Below are 25,980 nucleotides of genomic sequence, written 5' to 3'. Positions count from 1 at the left end.
CTGCGGCGCGATCTCGCCGCTCCGTGACCCCTCTCCCGCCCTTGCCGCCTCTTCACAGGACCGTCATTCTCGTCTAGACAGGCGGCGACTTTCGAGCCGGGCGCGCCCCGCTCGCCGCCCGCATCGCCGGTGCGCCGACAGAATGACGGGCAAGTTCGGGACGCGTTCCGGTCCAGGGGCCGGATTCGCGGCCCTTTTTTATGCGCGCTCGCCTCCCGCGCGGCGTGCGCCGGACAAAAGACGAAAGGTTTCCTCATCCTGAGGAGGCGGCGCAGCCGCCGTCTCGAAGGACGAGGAAACCGCTGGACACATCTCGCCCTCCTGCTTCGAGACGCGCCTTAAGGCGCTCCTCGGCATGAGGGCGAAAGAGCGCTGACGAGCGGATGACAACTGAGGCGGCATGCCGAAAAGAACCGACATTTCCACGATCATGATCATCGGCGCCGGCCCCATCGTCATCGGCCAGGCGTGCGAATTCGACTATTCAGGCACGCAGGCCTGCAAGGCGCTCAAGGCGGAAGGCTATCGGATCGTTCTCGTCAATTCCAACCCGGCGACGATCATGACCGACCCGGACATGGCCGACCGCACCTATATCGAGCCGATCACGCCCGAAATCGTCGCCAAGGTCATCGAGAAGGAGCGCTATGCGGCGCCCGGCGGCTTCGCGCTGCTGCCGACGATGGGCGGACAGACGGCGCTCAATTGCGCGCTCAGCCTCGAAAAAATGGGCGTGCTGAAAAGATTCGACGTCGAGATGATCGGCGCGACCGCCCATGCGATCGACAAGGCCGAGGATCGCGAACTGTTTCGCGAGGCGATGACGAAGATCGGTCTTGAAACGCCGCGCTCGCATCACGTCAAGACATTGCCCGCCGCGCTCGAGGCGCTCGACGACATCGGTCTGCCGGCGATCATCCGTCCGTCCTTTACGTTAGGGGGCACCGGCGGCGGCATCGCCTATAACAAGGCGGAGTTCATCGAGATCGTCGAGCGCGGCATCGACGCCTCGCCGACCAATGAAGTGCTGGTCGAAGAAAGCGTTCTCGGCTGGAAAGAATATGAGATGGAGGTCGTCCGCGACAGAGCGGACAATTGCATCATCATCTGCTCGATCGAGAACATCGATCCGATGGGCGTGCACACGGGCGACAGCATCACCGTCGCGCCGGCGTTGACGCTGACCGACAAGGAATACCAGATCATGCGCGACGCCTCGATCGCGGTGTTGCGCGAGATCGGCGTCGAAACCGGCGGCTCGAACGTGCAATTCGCGGTCGATCCCTCGAACGGCCGGATGATCGTCATCGAGATGAACCCGCGCGTGTCGCGTTCGTCGGCGCTGGCGTCGAAAGCCACCGGCTTTCCGATCGCCAAGGTCGCGGCGCGCTTGGCCGTCGGCTACACGCTCGACGAGATCGCCAATGACATCACCGGCGGCGCGACGCCGGCCTCCTTCGAGCCGACGATCGACTATGTCGTCACCAAAATTCCGCGCTTCGCCTTCGAAAAATTTCCGGGCTCCGAACCGATATTGACCACGGCCATGAAGTCGGTCGGCGAAGCGATGGCGATCGGCCGCAATTTCGCCGAGTCGCTGCAAAAGGCGTTGCGCTCGCTGGAGACCGGCCTCTGCGGGCTCGACGAGATCGAGATCGAAGGCTTCGGAAAAGGCGACGACATGAATGTGCTGCGCGGCGCGCTGGGCACGCCGACGCCGGACCGGCTGCTCGTCGTCGGCCAGGCGCTGCGGCTCGGCATGACCGCTGAAGCCATTCACGAGGCCAGCAAGATCGACATCTGGTTCATCGAGCGCATCGCGGAAATCGTCGCGCTCGAAAACAAGGTCAAGACTTATGGCCTGCCAGAGGACGCCGAGAATCTTCGCAAGCTCAAATTCGCGGGCTTCTCCGATTCGCGCCTCGCGACGCTTGCGGGCCTGGAAGAACAAGACGTGCGCGACATGCGCCACCGTCTCGACGTGCGACCCGTCTATAAGCGCATCGATACATGCGCGGCCGAGTTCGCCTCGCCCACGGCCTATATGTATTCGACCTATGAGACGCCGTTCATCGGGAGTCCCGCGAATGAGGCGCAGCCCTCGGCAAAGAACAAGATCGTCATTCTGGGCGGCGGCCCGAACCGTATCGGGCAAGGCATCGAATTCGACTATTGCTGCTGTCACGCCTGCTTCGCGCTCGCCGAAGCGGGTTTCGAGACGATCATGATCAATTGCAATCCGGAGACGGTGTCGACGGATTACGACACGTCCGACCGGCTGTATTTCGAACCGCTGACGAATGAAGACGTCGCCGAAATTCTCGATGTTGAGAAGTCCAACGGCGCGCTTCTCGGCGTCATCGTGCAATATGGCGGGCAGACGCCGCTGAAGCTTGCGCACGGCCTCGAGCAGGCGGGCGCGCCTATTCTGGGCACGCCGGTCGATTCGATCGACCTCGCCGAGGACCGCGACCGCTTCAAGCGGCTCCTCGACAAACTGGGGCTGAAGCAACCCAAGAACGGCATCGCCTACTCCGTCGAGCAGTCGCGCATCGTCGTGCAGGAGCTTGGGCTGCCGCTCGTCGTGCGCCCCAGCTATGTGCTGGGCGGCCGCGCCATGGCGATCATTCGCGATCAAAGCGATCTCGACGACTATCTTCTCGGCACGCTGCCAAGCCTCGTGCCGTCCGAGATCAAGGCGCGCTACCCGAATGACAAGACCGGGCAGATCAACACGGTGCTCGGCAAGAATCCGCTGCTCTTCGATCGCTATCTGACCGACGCCATCGAAATCGACGTGGATTGTCTCGCGGACGGCGACGAGGCCGCCATCGCCGGCGTCATGGAACATATCGAAGAGGCGGGCATTCATTCAGGCGATTCGGCCTGCTCGCTGCCGCCGCGCTCGCTCGCGCCCGAGACGATCGCCGCGCTGGAGGCGCAGACCAAAAGCCTCGCCATGGCGCTTGGAGTCGTCGGCTTGATGAATGTGCAATTCGCGCTCAAGGACGGCGAGATCTACGTTCTGGAAGTGAATCCCCGCGCGTCCCGCACCGTGCCTTTCGTCGCCAAGGTGATCGGCAGCCCCATCGCCAAGATCGCGGCCCGGGTGATGGCCGGCGCGAAGCTGGTCGACTTCGATCCGCTCGATACGAAACCGGCGCATGTCGGCGTGAAGGAGGCCGTCTTCCCCTTCGCGCGATTTCCAGGCGTTGACACCGTCCTTGGCCCCGAAATGCGGTCGACCGGCGAAGTCATGGGTCTCGACAGCTCCTTCGACGCCGCCTTCGTCAAGAGCCAGCTCGCGGGCGGCGCCAAGGCTCCGCGCGAGGGCGTCGTTTTCGTCTCGGTCAGGGATGCGGACAAGAGCCGAATCATTCCGGCGGTCCGCCTGCTGAAGGAGGTCGGCTTCTCCATCGTCGCCACGGGCGGCACGGCGCGCTATCTCATCGAGCGGGGAATTCCCGCCCAGAAATTGAACAAGGTGTCGGAGGGACGGCCGCATATCGTCGACGCCATCAAGAACGGCTCGATCGCGCTCGTCTTCAACACGACCGAAGGGGCGCAGGCGCTCGCGGACTCGCGCTCCTTGCGCCGCGCGGCGCTTCTGCATAAGGTTCCCTATTATACAACCCTGGCGGGGGCGGTCGCGGCGGCTCAGGGAATACGCGCCTATGTATCGGGAGACCTTAGGGTCCGGGCGCTGCAGGACTATTTTCCGCCGAACGCGACCAAGTGACATTTGGGAGTTCTACGACGCAAGCGGCGGCGCGGTAATATTTGATCGCCACTGGGCGGCCTAAGCTTTGGCGCACGGCCGCAATGCGGCGGGCGCAACCGCCGCCGATGCGCCGCATGTTGGCGAAACTGAAGAAAAGGCCAGAAAGCGAGAGCAATGGAGAAGGTGCCTATGACAGCCGGCGGCTACGCCGCGCTCACCGAAGAATTGCGCCGCAGACAGCAGGAGAACCGTCCGCGCATCATTCAGCAGATCGCTGAAGCGCGCGCGCATGGGGATCTTTCGGAGAACGCCGAATATCACGCGGCGAAAGAGGCGCAGTCGCTCAATGAAGGCCGCATCGCCGAACTCGAGGACAAGCTGTCGCGCGCCGAAGTCATCGACGTATCGAAGCTCACTGGATCGACGATCAAATTCGGCGCGACGGTCACGATCATCGACGAGGACACCGAAGAGGAGAAGGCCTATCAGATCGTCGGCGAGTCCGAGGCCGATGTGAAGAGCGGCCGGGTCTCGATCACGAGCCCCATCGCGCGCGCCCTGATCGGCAAGACGGTCGGCGACACCGTGGAAGTGACGACGCCGGGCGGCGGCAAGAGCTACGAGATCCTGAAGGTCGCCTTTGGGTGAGGGACGGCGTCGCCCCCTCCCCAACCCTCCCCCGCTTCGCGGGAGAGGGAGTCAGATTCGGGACGATGCGACATACCGCAACCTTCGTGATTGGGGTCCCCTCTCCCGCTTTAGCGGGGGAGGGACAGGGAGGGGGCCCTTCGAGCGTCCCGAACCTTCCGCCGCGAACGACGCTCCGCATTCTCTCCGACGGACGCGCCGGGCATGAGGCGCAGACGCTCGGCGTCGCCGAAGCGCTGGGCGTTACGCCAGACGTTCGCCGCATCGCGCCGCGCGCGATTTACGCAGCGCTCGCGCCCTTCGCGGCCCCAGATCCCGGCGACGCGCGCGCCTACGCCCCGCCCTACCCCGATATCGCCATCGCCGCCGGACGGCGAACGATCCCGGCGCTCAGGCGCCTGAAGCGCGACTCCGGCGGGCGGACCTTCACGGTCTATCTGAACAGGCCGGCGAGCGGCCCTCGCGCCGCCGATCTCATCGTCGCGCCGCGCCATGATGGTCTGCGCGCCGCCAATGTCTTCTCGCCGCTCACGCCGGCCAACCGGATCACGCCGGAGCGGCTCGCCGCAGCGCGCGCGGCGCCCGATCCCCGAATCGCGGCCCTGCCCCGCCCGCGCATTGCGCTGATCGTCGGCGGCGACAGCCGGCATGGCGCCTATGGCGCGGCGCACATCGCCGAACTGGCGCACATCGCCGCTTCGCTGCTGGCGAGCGGGCGCGGCGTGATGGCCACCGCGTCGCGACGCACGCCGACAGCCCTGCGCGAGAGGCTTCGGGGCGCGCTCGTCGCCCCGAGCGGCTTCTTCTGGGACGGAGAGGGAGAGAACCCCTATCTCTCGATGCTGGCGAACGCCGACGCGATCATCGTCACGGGCGACAGCGTCAATATGGTGGGAGAGGCGATCGCGACCGTCGCGCCGGTCTATGTCGTTCCGCCGCCCGGCCGCCGGGGCAAGATCGACGCCTATCTCGGCGCTTTGCGCGACGCCGGCGCGATCCGCCTCTGGAGCGGCGCGCTCGCGGAATGGGGCCGCGCGCCGGTCAATGCGACGCCCGACATCGCAAGCGCCGTCGCGCAGGCCTATTCGGCCTTTGCCGGGCCGCGTCGTTAATTCTGAGCGCCCTCCTCTTTTCTGAGCGCCTCGGCGCTGGCAGGCAGCGAGGCTGCTTGAAAAACCCGCCGCGCGCCGATAAGAGTGACCCGCCGCGCGCCTTTGGGCGTCCGCCAATCGCCGCTTTAGCTCAGCTGGTAGAGCACCTCATTCGTAATGAGGGGGTCGGGGGTTCGAATCCCTCAAGCGGCACCAGCAGATTTATTGAAAATAAAATTTATTCCGAATAAACCCCAGGTCTTAGCCTTGCCCCATTCGATCCAAAGCGCGTTCGAGGCTGCTTACAGGCGCGGCGACTTGTGAGAAGCGGCAGGGCCAATGGCATTGGGCTGAGTTGCATGGTCGAAACAGCTCTTTAAATCGTTCCCTCGTAGAGGTTAGCCCGACGTTATCCAGCAGAAAAATCTAGTCTCTTCAGTTCATAAATGACGCAAGGGTGAATTTTATGGTCAGTTCTACTCTGTGGCTTGTAAGGGTAGGCATCGTATTTTTTGCCAATTTATCCTTAGTTGCCGTTGGAGCTCCACTAGAAAAAACTTGGCCTGATGCGGTGAAGCAAGCAATGATTGACGCCTGTGCGGCCGAACGCAGCGCAACCTTTAGCAACAGTTATGCAGAAATATCTTGGGGAAACTCCTGCATTCTAGCCTTTGGATCACACTACGAAAAGTTTACCGCGGATCCCGGCAGAGCCTATATCCTTGCCTTGGCCGCAGCAGCAGACGCCAGCCATCTTTGCAAAGAATGTGATGAATTGTCGGCAAATGCATCTGCGTTGAGGGATCGTCTGCAACGCGAACTCCCACCAAAACGGATAGCCGAGCTAACGAGAGAGTCCAAACGACTTATTTGCGATGTATTCGCGGACGAATGTATCGTCGAAGCATTATCATTCATGCTTGGATTTCTATTTTGGCTCGGTATCGGAACACTGCTGGTCCTCATTGCGCCGCGGGTCATTAGGCTCCGGAAAAGCCGTTCATGACTACATTGGCTCACGATCGTCGAGCGAAGCAAGGCGCGGCGCACGAGCATTTTGCCTAAATCAAGCTTTAGCCGCGGGACGCTGGAGTGATTACCTTCTACTTTGGCCCGGAAGATTCTGGACGCGTCGTCGTGACGACACCCAGGCGCCTAGCACCAGAATAGTGTTCACCATTTCGAAGTTTTTCAGGCAATTCTTGAATTATATTGACGGTCGATTTATTGCTTGTCATCAAGCCGAGAGTGCTGATGATAAAGAACATGCCTTGCGGGCTCTCACCGGTCTCATTGCAGCGCGCCGACGAATGCTTTTTTTTGCTATCCACTGCGCGGTATACATCTATCTCGATAAAATGATCCATCCTGTCAAAATGCTCCATTTTTTCTTCGTCCCAGCTGTAATCCGGCGGGCGAGGCAAAGAAAATGGTCTTACGAGTAATTCCTGGTTTAGTACAATCTTCATACGAAAGACGAAATACTTGATTGCACATTCCACAGCGTGATAATATTTCGGATTAAATTCTTTTGCACGATCATACAATTCTACTTCTTTATAGGCACAATATTTCGTGTTTTCGTCTACGGTTATAAACACAAAATCCTTTGAATTGGACAGATCCTTAACCGCGATGACGTTGCCTTCCAAGGTGAACTTAATGTCCGCGTATTTTGTCGTGCGCAGCAACGAAGCGCGCCGGGGCGCGGAAAATCTGTTCAGGATGTTGAAGTCCTCACTGCACTCGTAGGAGTCGGGATCATGGCCTCTGTAGCTTTCCGCCGCTCCGGCCGCAGCGGCGCTTCCAACAGGTATGGCAGAAAACAAAAGGGCGAAGAGGATAAGCCGCGAAACCGCGTCGAGTCGCAACTTGCGCGCATTTAAAAGCCTCAAGACAACGCCTCCGCCGCAATATTCAAGAGTGTTGCTTGGCGAAGGTCGGAGCGTCAATCAAAAATACGGCCCCTGCATCGGCGCCGCAGCCTGGCCCGAACCCACTCGTCCTGCAAACCAGCACTATTGCGGAACGCGTCCCGACAGCTGATAGAAAAGCTGTGACGTCGCGAGCGCCTCAGAACTGGATAGATGCCGCTCGAGCGCGGCGATGTCGCTCTCAAGCGCCGCGCTGCCAGCGAAGCCCCCTCGATCATCTTCTCGCGAATATTGTTGCCGCCTCAACGTGGATCTCCGCGGCGCCTGCCGCGCGGAAGAGGGCATGCGTGCGTCGACGAGCGCCGCGAAATTGGGCGGAACGAGCTTGCGCCTTTGAAGATCGATCATTTATCGCGCGAGCGCGGACGAGCGGCGAAACGCTCCCAACATCGACGCGCCGTCTCCTCGTCAATTATCTGTAGCTGCGAGGCTTTCTCCTTTCCTGCATCGCTGGATGACCCGCCGCGCCAGCACTGGCTCCACCATTTTTTCGCCGCGTGGCCCTTTAGCTCAGACGAAGCTAGTGAATAATTATTGTGCAGCATGATTATTCGATAGGCTCACATTGAGCACGGAAGCGGCAGGCTTCCATTGATGCAGGGGAATGAAATGGACAAAAGCGGTCTCCTCCGGCCAGCGACGCTGGCCTTTACAATCGTGGCCGTTCTCAGCGCCTCGATTGCGCCGGCTGCGGCCGCAAGCCGGGCGGAGCGAGCGCAAGCCCGCTACACTGATTATTACGCCCTGGCGCCCGCAGAGACGGATGCAGGCGCCGCCATGCACCACGTCGGCAACTGCTTTCAGACCAATAGCGCAGTCGAAGCGGCGCGCGGCATCCGTCATTGGACAGGCGCTTGCGCTGGCGGCCATTGATCGTTGCGGAGCCTCTGCGGCCAGTGCGCATAAAGTCACGCGCAGAGCCGCCCCGCAATGCATCGACGGTCAGGCCTACTTTTGCGACGACCCGGACCCCTCGTCCGCGCTGTCAGCATACTTATCAACTCAACCAAGTCTGCGACCCGTTGCGGCCACAACCGCTTCACCGCCCCATGTCCTGCAGCGCCGCCAGCGACTCAGGCAACACCTGCCCGCCGTCGATCACCAGCGTCTGGCCGGTGATATAGGCGGCTTCGTCGCTGGCGAAAAACAGCGCGGCGTAGGCGATGTCCTCGACGCTCCCTAAGCGGCGTTGCGGGATCGAGGCCGTCATCTGCGCCAAATAGTCTTCGCCGAGTTCATCCAGTCCTTCGGTGCGCACATTGCCCGGCAGGACGGCGTTGATGGTGATCCCGAGCGGCGTCAGCTCCAGCGCCGCCGTGCGCATGAAGCCGAGCTGTCCCGCCTTGCTCGCCGCGTAATGCGTCCAGCCGGGATAGCCGGTGATCGGGCCGGTGATCGAAGAGGTGAGCACGATCCGCCCCCGACCGCTGCGCGCCAGCGCAGGCGCGCAGGCCCGCACGCTCAGAAAGGCGCCGGCAAGGTTGGTGGACAACACCTCGTTCCATTGCTCCAGCGTCATCTCCATCAGACGCGCAGCCGGAAAGACGCCGGCGTTGGCGCAGAGAATGTCGACGCCGCCATGCCGCTCGAGCGCCGCGGCCGCCATCCGCTCGACATCGCCGGGACTGCCGACATCGGCGGCGAAACCGCTGGCGCGTCCCCCTTCCGAGCGAATCGCCGCCGCCGTCGCCTCGGCCTGCGCGAGGTCGCGGCCAACCACCAGCACCTGCGCGCCCTTGGCTGCAAAAACCCGCGCGACGCCACGGCCGATGCCTCGGCTGCCGCCGGTGACGATGACCGACCGACCGGCGATGGAGGTGAGCATATGACGGGACCTCTCTTCTGGCGTCCCCTTCGGGCGAATTAATATTTCGCGACTACGGGCGCGGCGCCCCAGTTGAAGTGGTAGTTCAGGCCGACGCGGACGACATGACCGTCGAAGCGCGTGCGCGCCTGAGTAGCGTTGGCGAACAACAGGTTCGTGAGCTGCCAATCGGTGGTGATCGCGACGGGATAGGCGGCGGCGCCGAGATCGTAAAAGAGATATTCGATCTTGGCGCTCCATTGCGGCCAAAACATCCATTCCAGTCCGCCGCCGGCCGTCCAGCCGACCCGCGTCTGCGAAAATCTCGCCTGATTGGCGCCGAGCAACAAAAAGCCGGAGAAATCATTCGGCACGTGTTGGAAAAAACTCGTGGTGGACGTCGCCTGGCCGTAAGCGAGTCCGCCGGTCGCATAAGCAAGCAATGTCGGCGTTACGAGATAGCCGAGCCGACCGCGCGCCGTGCCGAGAAAATCAAGCGACTTGCTGCTTGCAACGCTCGTCAGCAGGTTGAGCCCCGGCGCCGGCGTCGGCGCGAGCGTCACTCCGGCGGCGGCGCCGTTCGAGCCGGCGACGCCCTGGATGTCGGTTTCTAGTCCAGCGAGAAACGCGCCGAATTGAAAATCATAGCCGAGCTGGCCGCCGCCGATGAATCCGGCGCCGTTCGTCGAGACGCCGCCCGTCCCCGTGATCGCCGCAGTCGCCGCCCATGGGACATTGTCGGCGCCATTGATCAGAAAGGGCGCCGACGCGAAATTGGTCCCAGTGCTTGCGTTCCATGCGCCGCCCGCATTCAAACCGGCATGGAAACCGGTCCACGCCGGCGGCGGGGGCGGAAGATAGGCGGGCGGCGCCTTGAGAGAGGGCAAATCCGCGGCGATCGCCGATCCCGTTGCGAACGCCAGCGCCATAACAGCGCCTGTCAAGAATTTATGGGCCATCATTGTCCTCGCCGTGAAGAACTCCAGAAAGACGGCAAATGAGCAAGGCGAGAGGCGTTTCGCAATTCGAACCTTTCGCATCGACCGCGCGTTTGCGCCGTTTCGCGACGGATGTGCCATTTCTGCAACAGCAATTGCGCTCGTTCTTGCCGCCGTCGCTTCCGTCGTTGAGATTCATTCTCGCGCGCCGCCGCATCCCAACACGGGAGAGATCGAGATGCAGTCCTTGTCCTTCTGGAAATTGCACGCAACGACGGCGCCAGCATCAGCCGCGCGCAGCCGGAACTGGCGCGACATCGGCGCTCGCGCAGGCGCGCCAGTGCGGAAGGAGCGATAAGCAGCGCTGAGACTTCGATGTCTGATCGGATATTTTCGGGTGCGCAGCGCTGCGTTTTTTGTTTATCCTCGCATCGTTTGAAGACCGGCCGGCTCCTTGGGCCAGCCGAAATTTTTTGATGGAGAGCGCTATGAGTCATTTCGCCCTAAGAGCCTTTCTAATCGCCGTCGCCGTCACCGCGATGATGCTGCCCGCAAACGCAAAGCCGAAAGTCGCGAGCGGCTCGAACTGCAACTCCAATTGGGTGAACAATCAAGGCGCGATGGCGTGCTTCATCCAAGGCGAAGAGGAGAGTCGCGCCGGCGCTCGCCATCCGCACTATGTGGCATGCGCTGGCGGCGACATATTCTGTTGCCAGGACAATGACAGCGGCGATCAGAATTGCGTCGCCCAGGCGCAGTCCAAACCGCCTTCCCGCGCTGTTTTGCTCAACGCCCTGCGGGCGGCGCAGCGGGCGCGAGTGAACGATTAGCCTACCGTCGGCGGCTTAGCGGCTCGCCGTCAATCCGCCGTCACGTCTGGCTGCGCGACCCAGCCAAGACCGTCAATCCCGCCGTTTCAATCGTGTGGCGCGCGATCATCGCTTCCTCGTCGGTCGGCGTCACGAACACCGGGACGCGCGACCGGGGTGCTGAAATGAGGCGGTCATTGCGCGCATTGGCCGCCGCATCGAGCGTCAGCCCCAGCCAGCCGAGGCCCTCGACCACGCCGGCCCGCACGCGCGGCGAACGCTCTCCAATTCCGGCCGTAAACACCAGCGCGTCGAATCCGCCGATCGCCGCCGCGAGCGCCGCGATCTCCATTTTGATGCGATGAATGAAATAGGCGATCGCGGCTTGGGCGCGGGGTTCTTCGGACGCTTCGAGCGTGCGCATGTCATGCGAGACGCCGGATAGGCCGAGCAGGCCCGAGCGTTCATAAAGGAGATGCGACAGCTCCTCGGGCGTCATGCCCTCGCTCCGGAGCAGATAAAGCAACAGTCCGGGATCGATCTGTCCGCAACGCGTGCCCATGGGCAGGCCTTCCAGCGCCGAGAAGCCCATGCTGGTGGCGATCGAACGCCCGCCTTTCATCGCGCACAGCGACGCGCCATTGCCGAGATGCGCGACGATGACGCCGCCTTCGGCATGAATGGGATCAATTGTGCGCAGGCGCCGGGAAATATATTCATACGACAACCCGTGGAAGCCGAACCGGCGCAACCCACGCTCGTAGTAGGAATAGGGAAGCGCATAGGCGTCGTCGACAAAGGCGTGTCCGCGATGGAAAGCCGTATCGAAACACGCGACCTGCGGCACATGCGGAAAGGCTTCCCTGGCGCCGTCGATTCCGGCAAGGTTATGCGGCTGGTGCAGCGGCGCGAGCGGAATGAGTTCGCGCAGGTCCGCGAGCGCTTCCGCGTCGACGATAATCGGCGCGGCGAAGCGCAGCCCGCCATGCACGACTCGGTGCCCGATCGCGCTGACCGCCGCCGCCGGATAGGCGTCTTCGATCCATTCGAAGATCGCTGCAATCGCCCGACTGTGAGTGAGCCCGGTGGCCAGTGGCCTGTCGCTTTTCTCTCCATCGACAATGGCCGCGCGAAAGCGCGGCTTCGCGCCCAGCCCTTCGACCGCGCCTGAAACGATCAGCCGCGGCCAGTCGGCGTCCGCCGCAAACAGGGCGAACTTCACTGAAGACGACCCCGCGTTAAGCGTGACGACGCGATCGGCCATGTCCCCTCACGCCTCCAGGCGGCATCACCAAACGCGGCGACGTTTCTCCGCTTCGAACGTCTTTCCCAGGTAGACGACGCGCTCCAGCCGCAGGTCGCCCTTGGGATGGAAGGCGTCCGGGCGCGGCTGCAACTCGCCGTTCTCGAATTCAAGGCCAAGCAGCGCATATGCGGCCGACAACATGCGCGCCGCCGCGCCGGTGTACCAGCTCCACCCGCCACGGCCTTCATAGCCCTCGCCATTATAGACGTCGGCCGGCTGCTGATGCGGCGGCAGTCCGTAGATGTCGGCGGCGGCGGGCGTCGCGAGCTTGGAGATCGGCGAGATCGCGATCCATGTCTCGAAGGCCCTGCGGAACAGTTCGTCGGCGGCGCGCGAATCGCCGTCCTGTTGCGCCTGCGCGGCGAGCTTGGCCAGCGCGTCGACGAACCAGGACACGCCATGCGAATATTGGCCGCCGTTCTCCCGCACGCCCGGCGGATATTCGGCGCTGCGTCCCGGATAGGGCCGCGAATGTTCGTCATAGGGCGGCGAGACGAGCAGCACCCGATCGCCCAGGCCGAGAACGGCAAGGGCTTTCTCGATCGCCTCGCGACCGCGCGCGGCGTCGACGGCGCGCGCCAGAGTCGGCCAGGAGGAGGTCATCGCGCTCATCGGCGCGACTTCCTCGCCGTCATCGGCATAGGCGCGGATGTAGCGATCGCCGCGCCAGCAGTTCTCGAGCGCGGTCCGAAGCTTCGCGGCGCGCTCGCGATAGCGCTCGGCGCGGTCGGCGTCGCCTTTCGCCTCGAACAGCGGCGCGATGTCGAGAAGGATGCCGTGCAGGAAGAAGCCGAGCCATACGCTCTCGCCGCGGCCATCCTCGCCAACGAGATTCATGCCGTCGTCCCAGTCGCCCGTTCCCATCAGCGGCAAGCCATGCGCGCCGAAGCGGTCCAGCGTCCAGTCGATGGCGCGCGCGCAGTGGCCGAGCAGCGTGTCCTTGTCGCGCGAGGTCAGCGGCACGGTGGCTTCGCCTTCCTGATCCTTGGGGACGGGACTCGCCTCGAGGAAGGTCTCGACCTCGTCGAGGATCGCGTAGTCTCCACTCCCGCGGACATAGCGAATCGTCACATACGGCAACCACAAATGCGGATCCGACGCATGCGTGCGGTCAGCGAGGCCGGTGCCGCCGTTGGGCGCGCGATGCCACCATTTGCAGGCGTCGCCCTCGATGTATTGATGCGCGGCGTGCAGCAGAATTTGAGCGCGGGCGCGCTCCGGCGCGAGATGAATGAGCGGGATGACGTCCTGCAGCTGGTCGCGATAGCCGGTGGCGCCGGAACGCTGCGAAGGACCCGTGCGTCCCCACAGGCGCGCGGCGAGCAACTGGTAGGGCAGCCAGTCGTTGACGAGACGGTCGAAGTCAGGACGATTGGTCTTGATGCGCAGCACGGACAGTTGATCGTCCCATGCGCGCGCATTCGCCGCGAGTTCGGCGTAAGCGTGCTGGGGATCGCGCGCATAATCGGCGAGCCGCTTCGCTTCTTCGATCGTCGTCGTTTGTCCGAGCGCCACGACGACGACCGCTTCTTCTCCCGCCGGCACGTCGATCGCGCCGCTGAACGCGGCGACTTTCCGTTCATGCGCGGGCGCGCCCGCGTCCGGATGGCCGTGCTCGACCATATAAGGCAGGTAGGGGTCGCGGCTCTCATGCCCCAAGAAGCGGCGACGAGACGTCTCGGCGAATTCCGCCGGGATCGAGGTCGTCACAAAGGCCCAGCCCTGCACGAAATTATTGCGAGGATTGCGGAAGTAGATCGAATACACATTTTCGTCGATGACCGATTCCAGCACGCCGAGACTTTCGTTCGGCGTTTCCGCCAACACGATTTCCATTGACGGCGTGATCTGCAGCAGACGCTCATGATCGGTCTTGTTGCGGATCTTCAGGATCTTGAATTCGATCGGCTGGGTGGGGCTGACGAATACCGTCATCTCGAGCTGAAGATGATCGCGCTCGGAACGGTAGACGGCGACGCCCGGCGAAAACGTCACCTGATATTCCGCGTCGCGACGGCGCAGCGGAACGAAGGTCGGACTATGCGCGTCGGTGCGGGCGAGATCATAGACGTAGATCCTTTGCCCGGCCGGCGCCATGCGGCCCTCGCCCATGCGAAACGGGGTGAAGCTGTTCAGGCGCGAATTGCCGTGGAAGGAAAAAATCTCGCCGTCATTGGTGAGCACGGCGCCCTGTCCGAAGGCGTTGGCGATGACGTGGCCGAAAGGACGCGGCGTTCCGGGCGCAAGCGCGACGCTCCGGCCGTCTTGAGAAAAGGCGTAGCGCGGCTTCTTGGGCGGGGGCGGCAGGATGAGCCCGCGGCGGCGCGACAACGCCCTGTTCAGAGTCTCCGGCGCGACGGGGGCGATCCCGAGATGACGCGCGATGGAATCCGTCGCCCGCCCCATGTCGCGCGCCCAGCCGTCGACGATGATCAATTCCGTCGCGCCGGCGGCCGCGAGTTCGACCTCGACGCGCAGACTGGCGCAGGGCTCGAAGCCATAGAGCAGACCTTCGTCTTTCGGATCGCGGGGCGCCGCCAGTCCAAGCAGGCTGTCCGGCGCATAGGTCGATCCCATTCCGTAGAAGCGCGACTTCACATCCTCATAGCCGACGACGGAGATCTTCGCGTCGGCGCCGGCGCCGATGGCGTGAAAGCCGATCTCCGGCGACAGCCGGCGATCGGATTGACGCCGCGCCCCGCCCTTGAGCAAACGGTTCTGGGCGAAAATCGCATTCAGCGATCGGACGTACCAGGTGCCGATGTGAATCGCGTTATACGCGGCGTCGCGAAGCTCGACGCCGGTCTCGTTCAGCACCCACTCACGCAGCGACGCCAGCATCAATTTACGATGGCACTGTTCGAGATTGACGATCTTCAGTCGGGTGATCTCGACCGCTTCGTCGGCGGCGAGCGAGACTCGCGCTTCGATCGCGAATCCGTTGCGCTCCGCCATGAAGAACAGGCAGTTCTCGCCGGCGTCGGTGAGCGACGCCTGAGTGGCTCTGCAGCGCGTCGGCGCCTCGCCGATCGACCAGAGCTCGCCGCCGTCTTCGCGCAGAAAAAGGAAACGTCCGCGCGGATGGGCGTGATCGTCCGGGCGTCGCGTCAAGTCGATCGGAGGGCCGCCGCGCGCCACGCCTTCAATGCGCATGGCCCCCTGCCCGTCTTGAAACCACTCGCTGATCATCAGCCCGTTGGTCAGTTTCAACGGCCGCGAGCCCGGCACGCCGCCAGCGCCGGTAATGCCTTCAATCGTCACTTTCTGCGCGCGCGCAAGCCGTCCGAGAAGGAAGAGGACAAGGCCGAAGGCGACAACGCCGGCGTAGATCAGATATCCGCTGACCAGATAGGCGTAGGACGGCGGCCGCGTCTGCGACATCTGCTCGGCGGCGCTCCACGCCTTGTCCCATTCGGCGCCGCGCGGAATATAGAAGGGCAACAATAGCGGCGCCCAAGTGCCGAAGCGACGGATGCCTTCGGGGATCGCACGGCTTGTTTGCGCCTTTCCAAGGAAGCGCGCGGCTTTCTCATCGGCGACGTCGCCGCCCACGAAGGACAGATTGACGAGCGTCGCGACCCGCAGGCCCATGTGGTCGAACCAGATCAGCACCCGCAGCGCGTCATAGGCGAGAAGCGCGGTGAAGATATCGAGGCTCCAGGCGCGAAAATCCGAGTCCGGCAGGATGTAGCTCATCCAGCTCGCGACGCCGGTGCGGATGAGCCCGTCCTGATTGTACCAGGCGGGGTCGGGCGAAGCCTTCAGGAAGGAATAGATCACCGGCGCCATCCAGAGGCCCCAGCGCAAAACGCGCACGGCGTTTTCGATGAGCATGTCGAGGCCTTGCCAGCTCGCGAGTTGGCGAAGCGGCTGCAGGCTGCGCTGCACGAGCGCCGTAAGGAAGAAAAGATTGATCGAAAAGAGCGGCGCGGCGAACACCCATTGGATGACGCCAGAGAGCGACTCGTCGAACAGCAGCCTCACGCCGCCGTCGACCCTGCCGAGATCCGTCGCGCCCCACTTCGAGAAGAGCGGTCGGATGACATATTCGGTGATGGGACGTCCGTCCGCGCCATAGTCGAGCGACGTGTAAGCGAAGAATTTCGCCGTGATGTTCTCGACCTGTCCCGAGTCGAGATACCAAGCGACGGCGCCGGCGACGAGCGCGCCGAGAAGCGCGCCCAGCGAATAGACGCGCCAACTGCGCAGATGCTGCCGGCGCCCTTGCGTCAGCGCCGCGAAATCAAACGCCGCATCGACGCCGGCATAAGCGAGCGCTCCCGCGACCGCGCCGAAGAGAAACCGTCCGCTCCCGCTCGCCTCGGGCAGCCCAATCTTCAGGGCCAATCCGATGGCCGCGCCGGCCACCGCGCCGCGAAAATAGTTGGACGGATGCAGATAGAGCTCTTCGACGCGCGCAAAGAAGGGCGGGGTCGAGTCGGTGCTCTCCACGATCGCGCGCGCGAGCGGAAAAAGCGCGGCGCCGATCAGCGCGCCGCCGATCGGGCCGGAGGCCGAGATGACGGCGACGGCGGGCGCAAAAGACACGACCCGCCCGACCGCGAGCAGCAGCGCCATGAACACGAAGCCATAGACGGCGCCCTTTTCGGCGCCGGTCCGCCAATCATGGAACACCACGACCTGCAGGGACGGCGTCGCGCGCAAAAGGCCAGCCATCGCCTGGGTCACGAGATAGGTTTGGCCCCATAATCCTGCTTGCGCGAGCGCCGCCGCTCCCGTCGCGACCAGCGCCGTCACCGGATAGGGCAAATAGGGCGCGACGAAATATGAGACCGAGGTCGCGATATAGGGCGTCAGCGAAGCGACGAAGGCCGAGGCGAGCAGAATGCCATGCGGGCGCCATTGTCGGGGCAAAAAACGACCGAGCGCGAGGGGGACGCCGACGACGATCGATTCGTTGAGCAGAAACAGGACCAGCGTATGCCCGACGATTTTTCTGAAGGCCTCCGGGACGTCGAGGCCGAGGAGCAGCGCGCCGCCGATCTGGGCGACGGGCGGCGAGCCGAGAGCGATCAACAGGCTGAACTGCAACGGCAAAACGAACAGCGCCGCGCGCACCGCCATGCGCGAACGCGCTCTCAGCGTGACGACCCCGGCGAGATAGAGAATGGTGGCGGTCGCCGCGCCGACCGGCGAGAACCGGAACAGTTCGGCGAAGGTTTCCGGCGATCGCCACAACAGGCCGGCGCGGTCGCACAGCAGCGTAAAAGTCGCGACAGCGAGGAAATCCACGGCGAAATCGGCCGCTTGGCGCGCGCTTTCGGAGGAGCGGCGGAGCACGAAAATCGTCGCCCCGGCGAAAAACCCGGCCACGATCGCGTGTTCGCCGCCGCCGGCCGCCTCCAGCGCCGCGAAGACCGCAAGCCCCATGCCGATCATAATGCGCTCGAACAATGCGGTGTTGACGTCCGATTCGCCGCGATTGACGGCCATGGATTTCCTCCGCGCCTTTTGTTGAATACGGCGTTTTTTAACGTTAATGGCCGGAATCAGCGGCGATCGTATGGAATCCCTTGCCGGAGCCGGGAGAAAAAGTCGACTCCCGCCTTTGTTCCTCGCGCTTGCGCTTCGCAGCGCCGCCGAGAGCCGCTATAGTCACAATGCTTTAATGCCCCGGCCGCGCAGCGAGGGCCACAGCGAGTGGACGATATGGAAGAGCCCCTGCCCGCGCCGCCAGCAGACATTCGCGACGCCGACCAGCCACACCCGTCCACAACGCCCGCGGAGCGTCTATCGCTTCTTGTGGAGCGCGAGCGAGTCGCCCGCAAGGGACCGGCGGGTACGCTCGACGAGCGTATGGCCAGCCTGTCCGGCGCGCTGCGCCGCGCGCGCCTCGAGAACGCGGAGCGCTCCGCCGCCATTTCCGATCTGCGCGCCGCGGAAATCGCCCGGCTGGAGATGCTCGGCGAGGCTCTGTCGCCGGTTCTGGCGCAGGTGCCGAGCGATTGCGACATTTTCGACGTTGGCGTTGCGCCGGCGGAGCGACCGCGCCTGTTCATCGACCAGATCGGCTTCGTCGAGATGGATCGCGACAGGCGGACCTATCGCTTTCTCCAGGATACGCGCCACGGCCGGGTGACGCTTCGCGAAAGCGACAGCGTCGACGACCTCGTCGACGCGATCACCAGCTACATCGCGCATCGCCTGATCGAGCGCGAAAAGGCGCTCGCGGTCGATTATGCGAGCGGCGGCGCGGCGCGGGCGCTTGGCGTCAAGGTCGCCGCCGCGCGCGAGAGGGCGAACGCGCGCGAAAACGACGAATCCCATTCCGGAAAAACAATTCGCGTCGCCGCGTTCATCGCCGAGTTTTTTGGCGCTGCCGCTTTCTTCGCATTCTTGGCCGTCTTGGCGGCATGGCTCTATCGCGCCTATCTCTCAGACTAGATTACGCTGCATTTGGGCGAAATCGCCCAAATGCAGATGACGTGATCGATTCCCAAAGTTTAGAGCGCGCTCTATGCGAAAAAACGGTTCCCACTTTTTCGCGAGCCGCGCTCTAGGCTTCACAGCTCAACGGATTCGAGTTCAACGACCTCGCCGGCGTCGTTCAATCCACGCCTGCGCAGCGAAATCCTGACGCCGTCCGCTTCGCGCTCGATCTGGTAAAGATTATAGGCGGCGCCCGGATAATGCCCGCCGGGCCGGGCGGAAGCCGATGCGACGCCCACGACCGGCGTCGCGGCGCCGGGCCCCGGCAGACGATGCAGACTGGGCTTGTGATTATGCCCATGCAGAATGAGTTCAGCGCCATGGCGCGCGATGACGCTTTCGAAGTCCGCCGCGTCTTCGAGCCCGCGCAGACGACGCGCGCCGCCGACATGCGGCGGGTGGTGAAGGCAGACGACGCGCGCAAGTCCTTGCGCCTTCGCGCGCTCCAGCAGATCCGCGAGCGCCGCCAGCTGAGTCGCCCCGAGCCGCCCGGAAGCGACGAAAGGCGCCGTCGGCACGCCGGTGTCGAGACCGATCAGCGCGACGCCGCCGCGCCTGCGCAAATAGGGAAAGCCCCCGCCTGCGCTCTCGCCCGTCGTCCAAGGCGCGAAAACCTCGTGAACGAGATCTGTCACGCTCGCCACATAAGCGTCGTGATTTCCGGGCGTGAAGCTCACGTCGCCAGGCGCGCCCAGAGAGGCGAGCCAGTCTTTGGCGAGCGCGATTTCGCCGGGCAGTCCGATGTTGACGATATCCCCGGTCATGACGACGTGGTCGGGCGCCTGCGCTTTGATGTCCGCGACGATCTTGCCGAGCACGCGCATATCGTGCTGATCGCCGCGTTTATAAAGCCAGTTCACATAGCCCGTGACGCGCTTGCCAAGGAGCTCCGCGAGATTGGGGCGAGGAATCGGGCCGATATGCGCGTCGGAAAGATGGGCGAGCCGGAAGTTCAAGAATCCTCTCTGACGGCCGGGCGCGCCGCGCGGCGCTTTCCTCATCGGGCTGGGCCCGCGACACTAGTGCTTTCGCGCGTCATTTGCCATAGTTTCGGGCGATCGGAGGCGGTTTTGACGAAGCCCGAAGAAGGACGCGCGGCGCCATCGAGGCGCACGCGTTTTACGTTGCGGCTCATCGCTTTGGGCGCACGCTTTCAACGTCCGATGACCCTGGGCGTGCGCGGCCTCGTCCTCGACGCAAGAAACCGCGTGCTGCTTGTCCGGCACACTTATGTGGATGGTTTTTATTTGCCGGGCGGCGGCGTCGAAAGCGGCGAAACGCTTGTCGAGGCGCTCGAGCGCGAGCTGAGCGAGGAGGCGAATATCCTGCTCGATGCGCCGCCTGTACTGTTCGGCATGTATTTCAATCGGCGGTTCTCGACGCGAGACCACGTCGCGCTTTATGTCGTGCGTTCGTTTCGCCTCACGCAGCCGCGCGCGCCGGATCGCGAGATCGCGGAGGCGGACTTCTTCGCGCTCGACGCTCTGCCGGCGGATACGACCGCAGGGACGCGGGCGCGGCTGTCCGAGGCGCTGGAGAACGCGCCTGTCTCACCCTATTGGTGAACGCGCGACGGAGCCGGCTCCGGCGCTCAAGGCGCGCAGATCACGCCAGCCATAGGCGATGTCCGGCAGGACGTCGCCCGCAATCTCCCACACGCCCTCGACGCCGACAGGCTCCGCGCCGAGCGCTTCATAAAATCCGCGGGCCTTCGGCGCGTCGCGCAAGACCCAAACGGCGGCGCTCGCGCAGCCGGCGGACATCAGATGCGCGGCGAGCCGCTGCATCAAGCGCCTGCCTAAGCCGCGGCGCTGGGCGCGCAGCAGCAGGTAGATCGACGCGATTTCGCCCTCGAAGCCAAGCGGAACGAGCTTAGGGTTGGACTGGCGAGCGCAACGGGCGAAGCCTACCAGAGTCTCGCCCTCGCACGCGATGAACACGGCCTGAGCGTCTTCGCTTGAGCCGATCCGCGCCAGCCAGCGCGTCCAATCGTCGAGATCGATGGACGCCAGCGCCTCTTCGCGCATCACGCCAAGATAGGTCTCCCGCCATGCCCTGGCGTGGAGTTCGGCGATCAATCGGGCGTCCGCGATGCTTGCCCGGCGCAAGCGATACTCCGCCATTGCTTCTCTCCGCCCCTAGCGTCGCATGGCGGCAAGTCGCGGCGCAACGAGAGGTTTTGCCGCGCGGACGGCGCGTGATATGGCCTGCGCCCAGGGTCAAGCCACAAGATGATCGATCTCGCCGTAAAATTTGCGCCGCTGACGGCCGCAGACGACGCGCCTATCGAAAAGCTCGACGAACGCGCGTTCGGTCCGGGCAGATATGCGCGTACGGCCTATCGCTTGCGCGAAGGCGTCGATCCCGATCGTTCGCTGTCCTTTGTCGCGCGGATCGGAACCCTGCTTGTCGGCGCCAACCGCATGACGCCCATCCTCGTCGGATCGACGCCCGCGCTTTTGCTTGGTCCTTTGACTGTCGAGCCGGCGTTTCGCCAGCAGCGCGTCGGCGAGACGCTCGTCAAATATTCGCTGGACGCCGCGCGCGACGCCGGACATGGGCTCGTCCTGCTCGTCGGCGACGAGGAATATTATGCGCGGTTGGGATTCGCGCCTGTGCCGCAGGGCAAAATCACGATGCCGGGTCCCGTGGACCCGGAGCGCCTGCTCTATTGCGAACTCCGCCCCGGCGCGCTCGCAGAGGCGAACGGCAGGATGCGGCGCGCATGACGTCGCGCGCGCAGAGCATCGTCGAGAAATATGACGCGCTCGTCGCGCAGGGCGCGTTGGAGCGCGACGCGTCGCAGCGCGCGGCGGTCGAGAAGCTTCAAGCGCTCGCCGACGCTCTCGTAAGCCGCAGGCCGAAAAACGCCAGTGTGACGCAAGCGCTCCTTGCGACCTTTCGCCTTCGGCGGCAGCCCGCGCGCGGCCTCTACCTCTGGGGATCGGTCGGGCGCGGCAAAACCTTCTTGATGAACCTGTTCTTCGGCGCGCTTCCTGTCGAGAAGAAGCGTCGCGCGCATTTTCACGCCTTCATGGCGGACGTGCACGACCGGCTGCATCGCCTGCGTGAGAAGCCGCATCGTAGCGACGCCGATCCGGTGAGCTGCGTGGCGCAGCAGATCGCGCAAGAAACCCGTGTGCTCTGCTTTGACGAGTTCGCCGTGCACGATGTCGCTGACGCATCGATCGTCGCACGGCTGTTTTCTTCACTGCTGGCGTCGGGCGTCGTCATTGTCGCGACGTCCAACGTCGAGCCTTGCCGGCTTTATGAAGGCGGCCGCAATCGCGATCTGTTCCTGCCCTTTATCGCCATATTGCAGGAGCGAATGGACGTCCTGCGTCTCGACGCGCCGAACGACTATCGGCGACGGCGCGGCGATCTCGGGCAGGTCTATTTCACGCCCGCCGACTCTCGCGCAAGATCGGCGATCGACGCGCTCTATGCGACGCTCGCCGGCGACGCGGGGGAAACGCCCGCGACAATTGAGGTCAAGCGACGCCGCATCGAGATCCCGCAAACCGCGGGCCGCGTCGCGCGTCTGAGCTTCGCGGCGCTCTGCGGTCAACCGCTGTCGGCGGCGGATTATATGGCGATCGCCGAGAAATTTGACGCGGTGATCGTCGAAGACGTACCGGCCTTGACGCCAGAGCAGCGGAACGAAGCGCGCCGCTTCATCACGCTGATCGACGTTCTTTACGAGGCGCGCATTCTGCTGGTCGTTTCCGCCGCGGCGGAGCCTTCCGAACTCTACCACGCGGACTACGGCGCCGAAGCGCGCGAATTCGAACGCGCGGCGTCGCGCCTGATCGAAATGCGGGGCAAAGATTACACTGACGCCCGCGCCGCGCTCATGGCTTCGACATGCAGTCCTTGATGTCGCTTGCGCGCTTCATCAATTCAAACCGATCGGCGCAATAGCGTTCAAGATCCGGCCGTTTCGCCGGATCGGTCGCCGCGGAGCGAATGCCGACCGCGCCATCGAGCAGCTCCTTTTGCGCGGCATGGACCTGAGACGGCGGCAGTTGTCCCGAGCAGGCCTCATAGCGCTTGAGCAGCGCGTCGCACTGGGGAACGCCGGTCGGGTCCACCGCGAAAGCCGGCGTGGCGGCGAGCAGGAAAACGAAAGCGAGACGATGCTTCACTGGCGCGGGATCCTCCGGTTGCGACCCGCGCCATATAGCATTTTGATCGGCCCGCGAGGCGCCAAAAGACGAGAGCGGCGGGCCTTTCTTTGGACCCGCCGCCCCAAGTCTCCAGCGCCTTTTGTCTCGCGGACGCCGGAGCGTTCTCGCGTCGACGCCTACAACCCCGCCAGATAGCGCGTCGGATCGACGGGCGTCGAACCCTTGCGCAGTTCGAAGTGAAGCTGCGGCGAGCCGACATTGCCCGACTGGCCGGACTTGGCGATCGTCTGACCGCGCTTGACCTGATCGCCGCGCTTGACGTCGAGTTCGCCATTGTGAGCGTAGGCCGAAACGAAGCCGTTGGGATGCCGAATGAGCACGAGATTGCCGTAGCCCTTGAGCTCGCTGCCGGCATAGGCGACGACCCCGCCTTCGGCCGCCTTGACCTGCGTTCCTTCGGGCACCGCGATGTTGATCCCGTCGTTTCCGCCCGACGTGAAGCCCTGAATGATGCGGCCGCGGGCGGGCCAGCGGAACTCGGGCCGACTTTCGTCGGAAGCCACCGCTTTCGCGTCATTCGCCGGGGGAATGGAGGCGGTCGCCGTGGTGTCGACCTTGCGGGCGCTGGGCGTTTCTTTCGGGGTTTCGGCGGCGACAACGGGCGTGCTGCGCGCGTCCGCGATCTTGGGCTCAGCTTCCGACGCCACGGGAGAGGACGGCCCACGGGCGATCCGCTCGGTTTTGACGGCGCGGGCCGGCGTCGTCGCGGCGATGCGCGGCTCCGCCTTGACGAGCGTCTTCTCCGACGCGGTTTTGGCCGCCGCCTTCGACTTATCGATCGGCTTGGTTTTAGCCGGTTCGGCTTCGGTCTTGCGGACCGGCTTCGCCGGTTCCGCCGGCCTGGCGTCGGCCACGGACTTCGCCGACGGCGCAGGCTTCGCGGCGAGCGGCTTGGCCGCGGCCGGCACGGCGGCCGCCGCTTTCGCCGGACCGGCGGGGACGCGCGTCGCCACGACAGGAGCGCCGCCGGCCCGATAGACGGGAACCACCAGACGAGAGCCTGGCTGAACCTGCGAGGCGATGTTGAAGCCATTCGCCCGCAGCAGCGCGTCGGTGGGCACGCCGTAGCGGGTGGCCAGCATTGCCGCGGTCTCGCCCTGGGCGACAACGATCGGCGTGCCGCCTTCGGCGCTCCAGTGGCCGCTGGCGCCGGCGGCCGCAACGCGCGTCGACGACGGCTGCGCCGCTGGCGTAGAGGTCCGCGCCAGGGACGCGCCGCCGCTCTGGGCGGGCGCGCTGGCCGAGGGCGCGGGCAAGGGACGGGTCTCCACCGCCGTGGAGGGCGGGCTCTGCGCCGGCGCGTCGGCGATCGCGCCGACAGGCGCCCGATCGACGCCGAGCGAGGCGGTCTTGGCCGATCCCGAGAAGGGGTCGGAGAAGGGATCGGAGAAGGTGTCGCCTCCGAAGCGGGAGGCGTCGGAGCAGCCGGCGACAAGGGCGGCGACGCCGACGGCAGCCAGGAACCGCACTGCGGCGCGCGAATAAGCAATGTGATGCTTGGTAACCATGACGCGACCCACCCGAACGCAACATTGAACGGCTTTATGGGTAACAGCGCGGCGGTTAAGGAGCCGTTTAAGATGAACGCAAAGCGCGCGCGGCGATGAAAATTTTCAGCATTCCGTCATGATGTTTTAGAGCGCCTGCGCCAGTCCGGGGATCGCCGGCCCCAGGCGACACGGGCCAAGATCCGTCTCGCGCAGTTCGCCGTCCTCGTTGCGATCAAGCTTAATCAATCGTTCCTTCGCCCGCGCGCCGGCCTGCGCGTGCTCCCTGCGGGCGAACAGCAGCGCGCCGCCCGGCGTGAGCATTTGGATGAGCGCGGCGGGCGCGGCGCCGACCGAGGCCTGGACGATGATCCGATCGAAGCGTCCGAGCTCGTGAGGCGGATCGAGGCCGTCGGCGAAAATCGCCTTGGCGTTTGCAACGCCATGGGCGGCCAACCGGCGCGAGGCCTCGATGGCGAGCGTCTCGAAACGTTCGAGGCTTACGACCTCGCTGGCGAGCTGCGCGAGCGCCGCCGCGCCATAGCCGGACCCCGCCCCGACCTCCAGCACCCGGTGGCCGCGGCCGATCTTGAGCGCCTCGAGCCGTCTGGCGAGTTCGACCGGACGCGACATGGTCTGCCCGCAGCCGATCGGCAGCAAGAGATTGCGATTCGCCAGATCGCGAAAGCGATAGGGCGCGAACGCCTCCCGCGGGGTCGCCTCCATCGCGCGCAACACCGAGAGGTCGCGCAGCCCCGCCTGGCGCAAGGTCAGCAGCAGCGCCGCGCGCTCCTCGTATTCGGCTGCGTTGGGCGCGCGGCGCTCTGTCATTCTTTGGGCTCGAACGCCGCGGCGAGACGCGTCACCGTCGGATGATCGGTGAAATCCAGCTGCAGCGGGGTGATGGAGATTTTCTTTTCTTCGAGCGCCAGCAGATCGGTGCCCTGCCCCGACTTGAAGTCGCCGCGCTGGAAGGAGATCCAGTGATAGGGATTGCCGCGGCCGTCCTTGCGGTCCTCGATCCGCACGATGTCGCTGCTGCGCCTGCCCTGCATCGTGATCGCGACGCCGGCGACGTCCTCGGGCGCGCAATGCGGAAAATTGACATTCATCAACACGTTCTTGGGAATGCCCGCCGCGATCAGGCGGCGCACAACCTCGGCGCCATGCGTCGCCGCGCATTCCCAGTGGATCGTCCGGCGGTCCGCGAAGAAATCATAGACCTGGGAGAGCGCGATCGACGGAATGCCGAGAATCGTGCCCTCCATCGCCCCGGCGATAGTGCCGGAATAGGAGACGTCCTCGGCGATATTCTGGCCGCAGTTGACGCCGGAAATCAGAAGATCGGGCGGATGATCGAGCATCAGCTTGCGCAGGCCCATGATGACGCAATCGGTCGGCGTTCCCTTGAGCGCGAAGTGGCGCGGCGAAATCTCCCGCAGCCGCAGCGGATCATTGAGCGACAGCGAATGCGAAACGCCCGATTGCTCGAATTCCGGCGCGATGACGAAAATATCGTCAGTGAAGGCGCGCGCGATCGTCTCGGCGATCGCCAGGCCGCGCGCGTGAACGCCGTCGTCATTGGTGATGAGAATGCGCATGTGT

21 protein-coding genes and 1 tRNA gene are annotated in these 25,980 nt (G+C 64.3%); 10 read left to right on the top strand and 12 right to left on the bottom strand.

Features of this window, described 5'->3' with window-relative positions; genetic code table 11:
• Window positions 1-400: 400 nt before the first annotated feature.
• The 5 genes from carB to BN69_RS18975 all read left to right on the top strand — a co-directional run bounded on the left by carB (window position 401) and on the right by BN69_RS18975 (window position 6,466).
• Complete coding sequence (gene carB, locus BN69_RS00495; protein WP_014889575.1) at window positions 401-3,739, top strand: carbamoyl-phosphate synthase large subunit; 3,339 nt, start codon at window positions 401-403, stop codon at window positions 3,737-3,739.
• A gap of 156 nt (window positions 3,740-3,895) precedes the next feature.
• On the top strand, window positions 3,896-4,369 hold the full coding sequence (gene greA, locus BN69_RS00490; protein WP_014889574.1) for a transcription elongation factor GreA: 474 nt from the start codon (window positions 3,896-3,898) through the stop codon (window positions 4,367-4,369).
• A gap of 65 nt (window positions 4,370-4,434) precedes the next feature.
• Complete coding sequence (locus tag BN69_RS00485) at window positions 4,435-5,481, top strand: mitochondrial fission ELM1 family protein (protein WP_244434998.1); 1,047 nt, start codon at window positions 4,435-4,437, stop codon at window positions 5,479-5,481.
• Window positions 5,482-5,600: 119 nt separating this feature from the next.
• A tRNA-Thr gene (locus BN69_RS00480) sits at window positions 5,601-5,676 on the top strand.
• Between the two features lie 250 nt (window positions 5,677-5,926).
• The gene (locus BN69_RS18975; RefSeq protein ID WP_148276988.1) at window positions 5,927-6,466 is read left to right on the top strand and encodes a hypothetical protein; all 540 of its coding nucleotides are present in this window, start codon (window positions 5,927-5,929) and stop codon (window positions 6,464-6,466) included.
• A gap of 97 nt (window positions 6,467-6,563) precedes the next feature.
• Here the strand turns inward: BN69_RS18975 and BN69_RS00475 are convergent, their stop codons facing one another.
• The 4 genes from BN69_RS00475 to BN69_RS00455 form a co-directional block, all read right to left on the bottom strand.
• Window positions 6,564-7,355: a hypothetical protein gene (locus tag BN69_RS00475; RefSeq protein WP_014889572.1), complete on the bottom strand. Its 792-nt coding sequence runs from the start codon at window positions 7,353-7,355 to the stop codon at window positions 6,564-6,566.
• 570 nt (window positions 7,356-7,925) lie between these two features.
• Window positions 7,926-8,237, bottom strand: a complete 312-nt coding sequence (locus BN69_RS18970) for a hypothetical protein (protein WP_148276987.1) — start codon at window positions 8,235-8,237, stop codon at window positions 7,926-7,928.
• A gap of 196 nt (window positions 8,238-8,433) precedes the next feature.
• Window positions 8,434-9,219: a 3-oxoacyl-ACP reductase FabG gene (fabG, locus tag BN69_RS00460; RefSeq protein WP_014889568.1), complete on the bottom strand. Its 786-nt coding sequence runs from the start codon at window positions 9,217-9,219 to the stop codon at window positions 8,434-8,436.
• A gap of 38 nt (window positions 9,220-9,257) precedes the next feature.
• Window positions 9,258-10,127, bottom strand: coding sequence for an outer membrane protein (locus tag BN69_RS00455; RefSeq protein ID WP_244434997.1), 870 nt, complete (start codon window positions 10,125-10,127; stop codon window positions 9,258-9,260).
• Window positions 10,128-10,624: 497 nt separating this feature from the next.
• Here BN69_RS00455 and BN69_RS00445 point away from each other — a divergent pair, with 497 nt between their 5' ends.
• The gene (locus BN69_RS00445) at window positions 10,625-10,966 is read left to right on the top strand and encodes a hypothetical protein (protein WP_041926726.1); all 342 of its coding nucleotides are present in this window, start codon (window positions 10,625-10,627) and stop codon (window positions 10,964-10,966) included.
• Window positions 10,967-11,006: 40 nt separating this feature from the next.
• Here the strand turns inward: BN69_RS00445 and BN69_RS00440 are convergent, their stop codons facing one another.
• On the bottom strand, window positions 11,007-12,209 hold the full coding sequence (locus BN69_RS00440) for an acetate/propionate family kinase (RefSeq protein WP_014889564.1): 1,203 nt from the start codon (window positions 12,207-12,209) through the stop codon (window positions 11,007-11,009).
• 24 nt (window positions 12,210-12,233) lie between these two features.
• Entirely contained in the window at window positions 12,234-17,705 is a 5,472-nt protein-coding gene (locus BN69_RS00435; protein ID WP_014889563.1) for a GH36-type glycosyl hydrolase domain-containing protein, read from the bottom strand.
• 216 nt (window positions 17,706-17,921) lie between these two features.
• On the opposite strand from BN69_RS00435, the gene BN69_RS00430 reads away from it, so the two are divergent.
• A complete protein-coding gene (locus BN69_RS00430) occupies window positions 17,922-18,656 on the top strand; it encodes a hypothetical protein (RefSeq protein ID WP_041926725.1) in 735 nt (244 codons plus the stop codon).
• A gap of 119 nt (window positions 18,657-18,775) precedes the next feature.
• On the opposite strand, the gene BN69_RS00425 is transcribed toward BN69_RS00430, so the two are convergent.
• Entirely contained in the window at window positions 18,776-19,657 is an 882-nt protein-coding gene (locus BN69_RS00425; RefSeq protein ID WP_041927047.1) for a metallophosphoesterase family protein, read from the bottom strand.
• Between the two features lie 114 nt (window positions 19,658-19,771).
• Here BN69_RS00425 and BN69_RS00420 point away from each other — a divergent pair, with 114 nt between their 5' ends.
• The gene (locus BN69_RS00420) at window positions 19,772-20,266 is read left to right on the top strand and encodes an NUDIX domain-containing protein (RefSeq protein WP_371212418.1); all 495 of its coding nucleotides are present in this window, start codon (window positions 19,772-19,774) and stop codon (window positions 20,264-20,266) included.
• Here BN69_RS00420 and BN69_RS00415 read toward each other — a convergent pair.
• Window positions 20,252-20,824 carry a GNAT family N-acetyltransferase gene (locus BN69_RS00415; protein WP_014889559.1) on the bottom strand — a complete coding sequence of 191 codons (573 nt, stop codon included), beginning with the start codon at window positions 20,822-20,824 and terminating at the stop codon, window positions 20,252-20,254. The genes BN69_RS00420 and BN69_RS00415 overlap by 15 nt on opposite strands.
• A gap of 108 nt (window positions 20,825-20,932) precedes the next feature.
• Between BN69_RS00415 and BN69_RS00410 the strand changes: the two genes are divergently transcribed.
• Window positions 20,933-21,430: a GNAT family N-acetyltransferase gene (locus tag BN69_RS00410; protein ID WP_014889558.1), complete on the top strand. Its 498-nt coding sequence runs from the start codon at window positions 20,933-20,935 to the stop codon at window positions 21,428-21,430.
• Complete coding sequence (zapE, locus tag BN69_RS00405) at window positions 21,427-22,578, top strand: cell division protein ZapE (RefSeq protein WP_014889557.1); 1,152 nt, start codon at window positions 21,427-21,429, stop codon at window positions 22,576-22,578. Before BN69_RS00410 ends, zapE begins: the two co-directional genes overlap by 4 nt.
• Here zapE and BN69_RS00400 read toward each other — a convergent pair.
• The 4 genes from BN69_RS00400 to surE all read right to left on the bottom strand — a co-directional run bounded on the left by BN69_RS00400 (window position 22,553) and on the right by surE (window position 25,976).
• Window positions 22,553-22,846, bottom strand: a complete 294-nt coding sequence (locus BN69_RS00400) for a hypothetical protein (protein ID WP_041926724.1) — start codon at window positions 22,844-22,846, stop codon at window positions 22,553-22,555. The genes zapE and BN69_RS00400 overlap by 26 nt on opposite strands.
• A 158-nt stretch (window positions 22,847-23,004) precedes the next feature.
• Window positions 23,005-24,396: a peptidoglycan DD-metalloendopeptidase family protein gene (locus BN69_RS00395; RefSeq protein ID WP_014889556.1), complete on the bottom strand. Its 1,392-nt coding sequence runs from the start codon at window positions 24,394-24,396 to the stop codon at window positions 23,005-23,007.
• Window positions 24,397-24,522: 126 nt separating this feature from the next.
• Window positions 24,523-25,206: a protein-L-isoaspartate O-methyltransferase family protein gene (locus BN69_RS00390; protein ID WP_014889555.1), complete on the bottom strand. Its 684-nt coding sequence runs from the start codon at window positions 25,204-25,206 to the stop codon at window positions 24,523-24,525.
• On the bottom strand, window positions 25,203-25,976 hold the full coding sequence (gene surE / locus BN69_RS00385; RefSeq protein WP_014889554.1) for a 5'/3'-nucleotidase SurE: 774 nt from the start codon (window positions 25,974-25,976) through the stop codon (window positions 25,203-25,205). The genes BN69_RS00390 and surE overlap by 4 nt, the downstream gene beginning before the upstream one ends.
• Window positions 25,977-25,980: the final 4 nt, after the last annotated feature.

The organism is Methylocystis sp. SC2 (genome assembly GCF_000304315.1).
Taxonomy (GTDB): domain Bacteria; phylum Pseudomonadota; class Alphaproteobacteria; order Rhizobiales; family Beijerinckiaceae; genus Methylocystis.
The sequence above is the reverse complement of the archived record's forward strand: the minus strand, read 5'-3'. Positions and strand labels throughout refer to the sequence as shown.

What these genes read in the sequence shown, in the direction of transcription:
- BN69_RS18970 (WP_148276987.1), bottom strand. Translation starts at nt 8,237, where the DNA reads ATGACGGATGCCGCGCGCCGCTTCGACTGCGCTATTGGTCTGAAAGCA.
- BN69_RS00390 (WP_014889555.1), bottom strand. Translation starts at nt 25,206, where the DNA reads ATGACAGAGCGCCGCGCGCCCAACGCAGCCGAATACGAGGAGCGCGCG.
- BN69_RS00445 (WP_041926726.1), top strand. Translation starts at nt 10,625, where the DNA reads ATGAGTCATTTCGCCCTAAGAGCCTTTCTAATCGCCGTCGCCGTCACC.
- BN69_RS00415 (WP_014889559.1), bottom strand. Translation starts at nt 20,824, where the DNA reads ATGGCGGAGTATCGCTTGCGCCGGGCAAGCATCGCGGACGCCCGATTG.
- fabG (WP_014889568.1), bottom strand. Translation starts at nt 9,219, where the DNA reads ATGCTCACCTCCATCGCCGGTCGGTCGGTCATCGTCACCGGCGGCAGC.
- BN69_RS18975 (WP_148276988.1), top strand. Translation starts at nt 5,927, where the DNA reads ATGGTCAGTTCTACTCTGTGGCTTGTAAGGGTAGGCATCGTATTTTTT.
- BN69_RS00485 (WP_244434998.1), top strand. Translation starts at nt 4,435, where the DNA reads ATGCGACATACCGCAACCTTCGTGATTGGGGTCCCCTCTCCCGCTTTA.
- BN69_RS00430 (WP_041926725.1), top strand. Translation starts at nt 17,922, where the DNA reads ATGGAAGAGCCCCTGCCCGCGCCGCCAGCAGACATTCGCGACGCCGAC.
- zapE (WP_014889557.1), top strand. Translation starts at nt 21,427, where the DNA reads ATGACGTCGCGCGCGCAGAGCATCGTCGAGAAATATGACGCGCTCGTC.
- BN69_RS00410 (WP_014889558.1), top strand. Translation starts at nt 20,933, where the DNA reads ATGATCGATCTCGCCGTAAAATTTGCGCCGCTGACGGCCGCAGACGAC.
- BN69_RS00440 (WP_014889564.1), bottom strand. Translation starts at nt 12,209, where the DNA reads ATGGCCGATCGCGTCGTCACGCTTAACGCGGGGTCGTCTTCAGTGAAG.
- greA (WP_014889574.1), top strand. Translation starts at nt 3,896, where the DNA reads ATGGAGAAGGTGCCTATGACAGCCGGCGGCTACGCCGCGCTCACCGAA.
- carB (WP_014889575.1), top strand. Translation starts at nt 401, where the DNA reads ATGCCGAAAAGAACCGACATTTCCACGATCATGATCATCGGCGCCGGC.
- BN69_RS00455 (WP_244434997.1), bottom strand. Translation starts at nt 10,127, where the DNA reads ATGGCGCTGGCGTTCGCAACGGGATCGGCGATCGCCGCGGATTTGCCC.
- BN69_RS00395 (WP_014889556.1), bottom strand. Translation starts at nt 24,396, where the DNA reads ATGGTTACCAAGCATCACATTGCTTATTCGCGCGCCGCAGTGCGGTTC.
- BN69_RS00435 (WP_014889563.1), bottom strand. Translation starts at nt 17,705, where the DNA reads ATGGCCGTCAATCGCGGCGAATCGGACGTCAACACCGCATTGTTCGAG.
- surE (WP_014889554.1), bottom strand. Translation starts at nt 25,976, where the DNA reads ATGCGCATTCTCATCACCAATGACGACGGCGTTCACGCGCGCGGCCTG.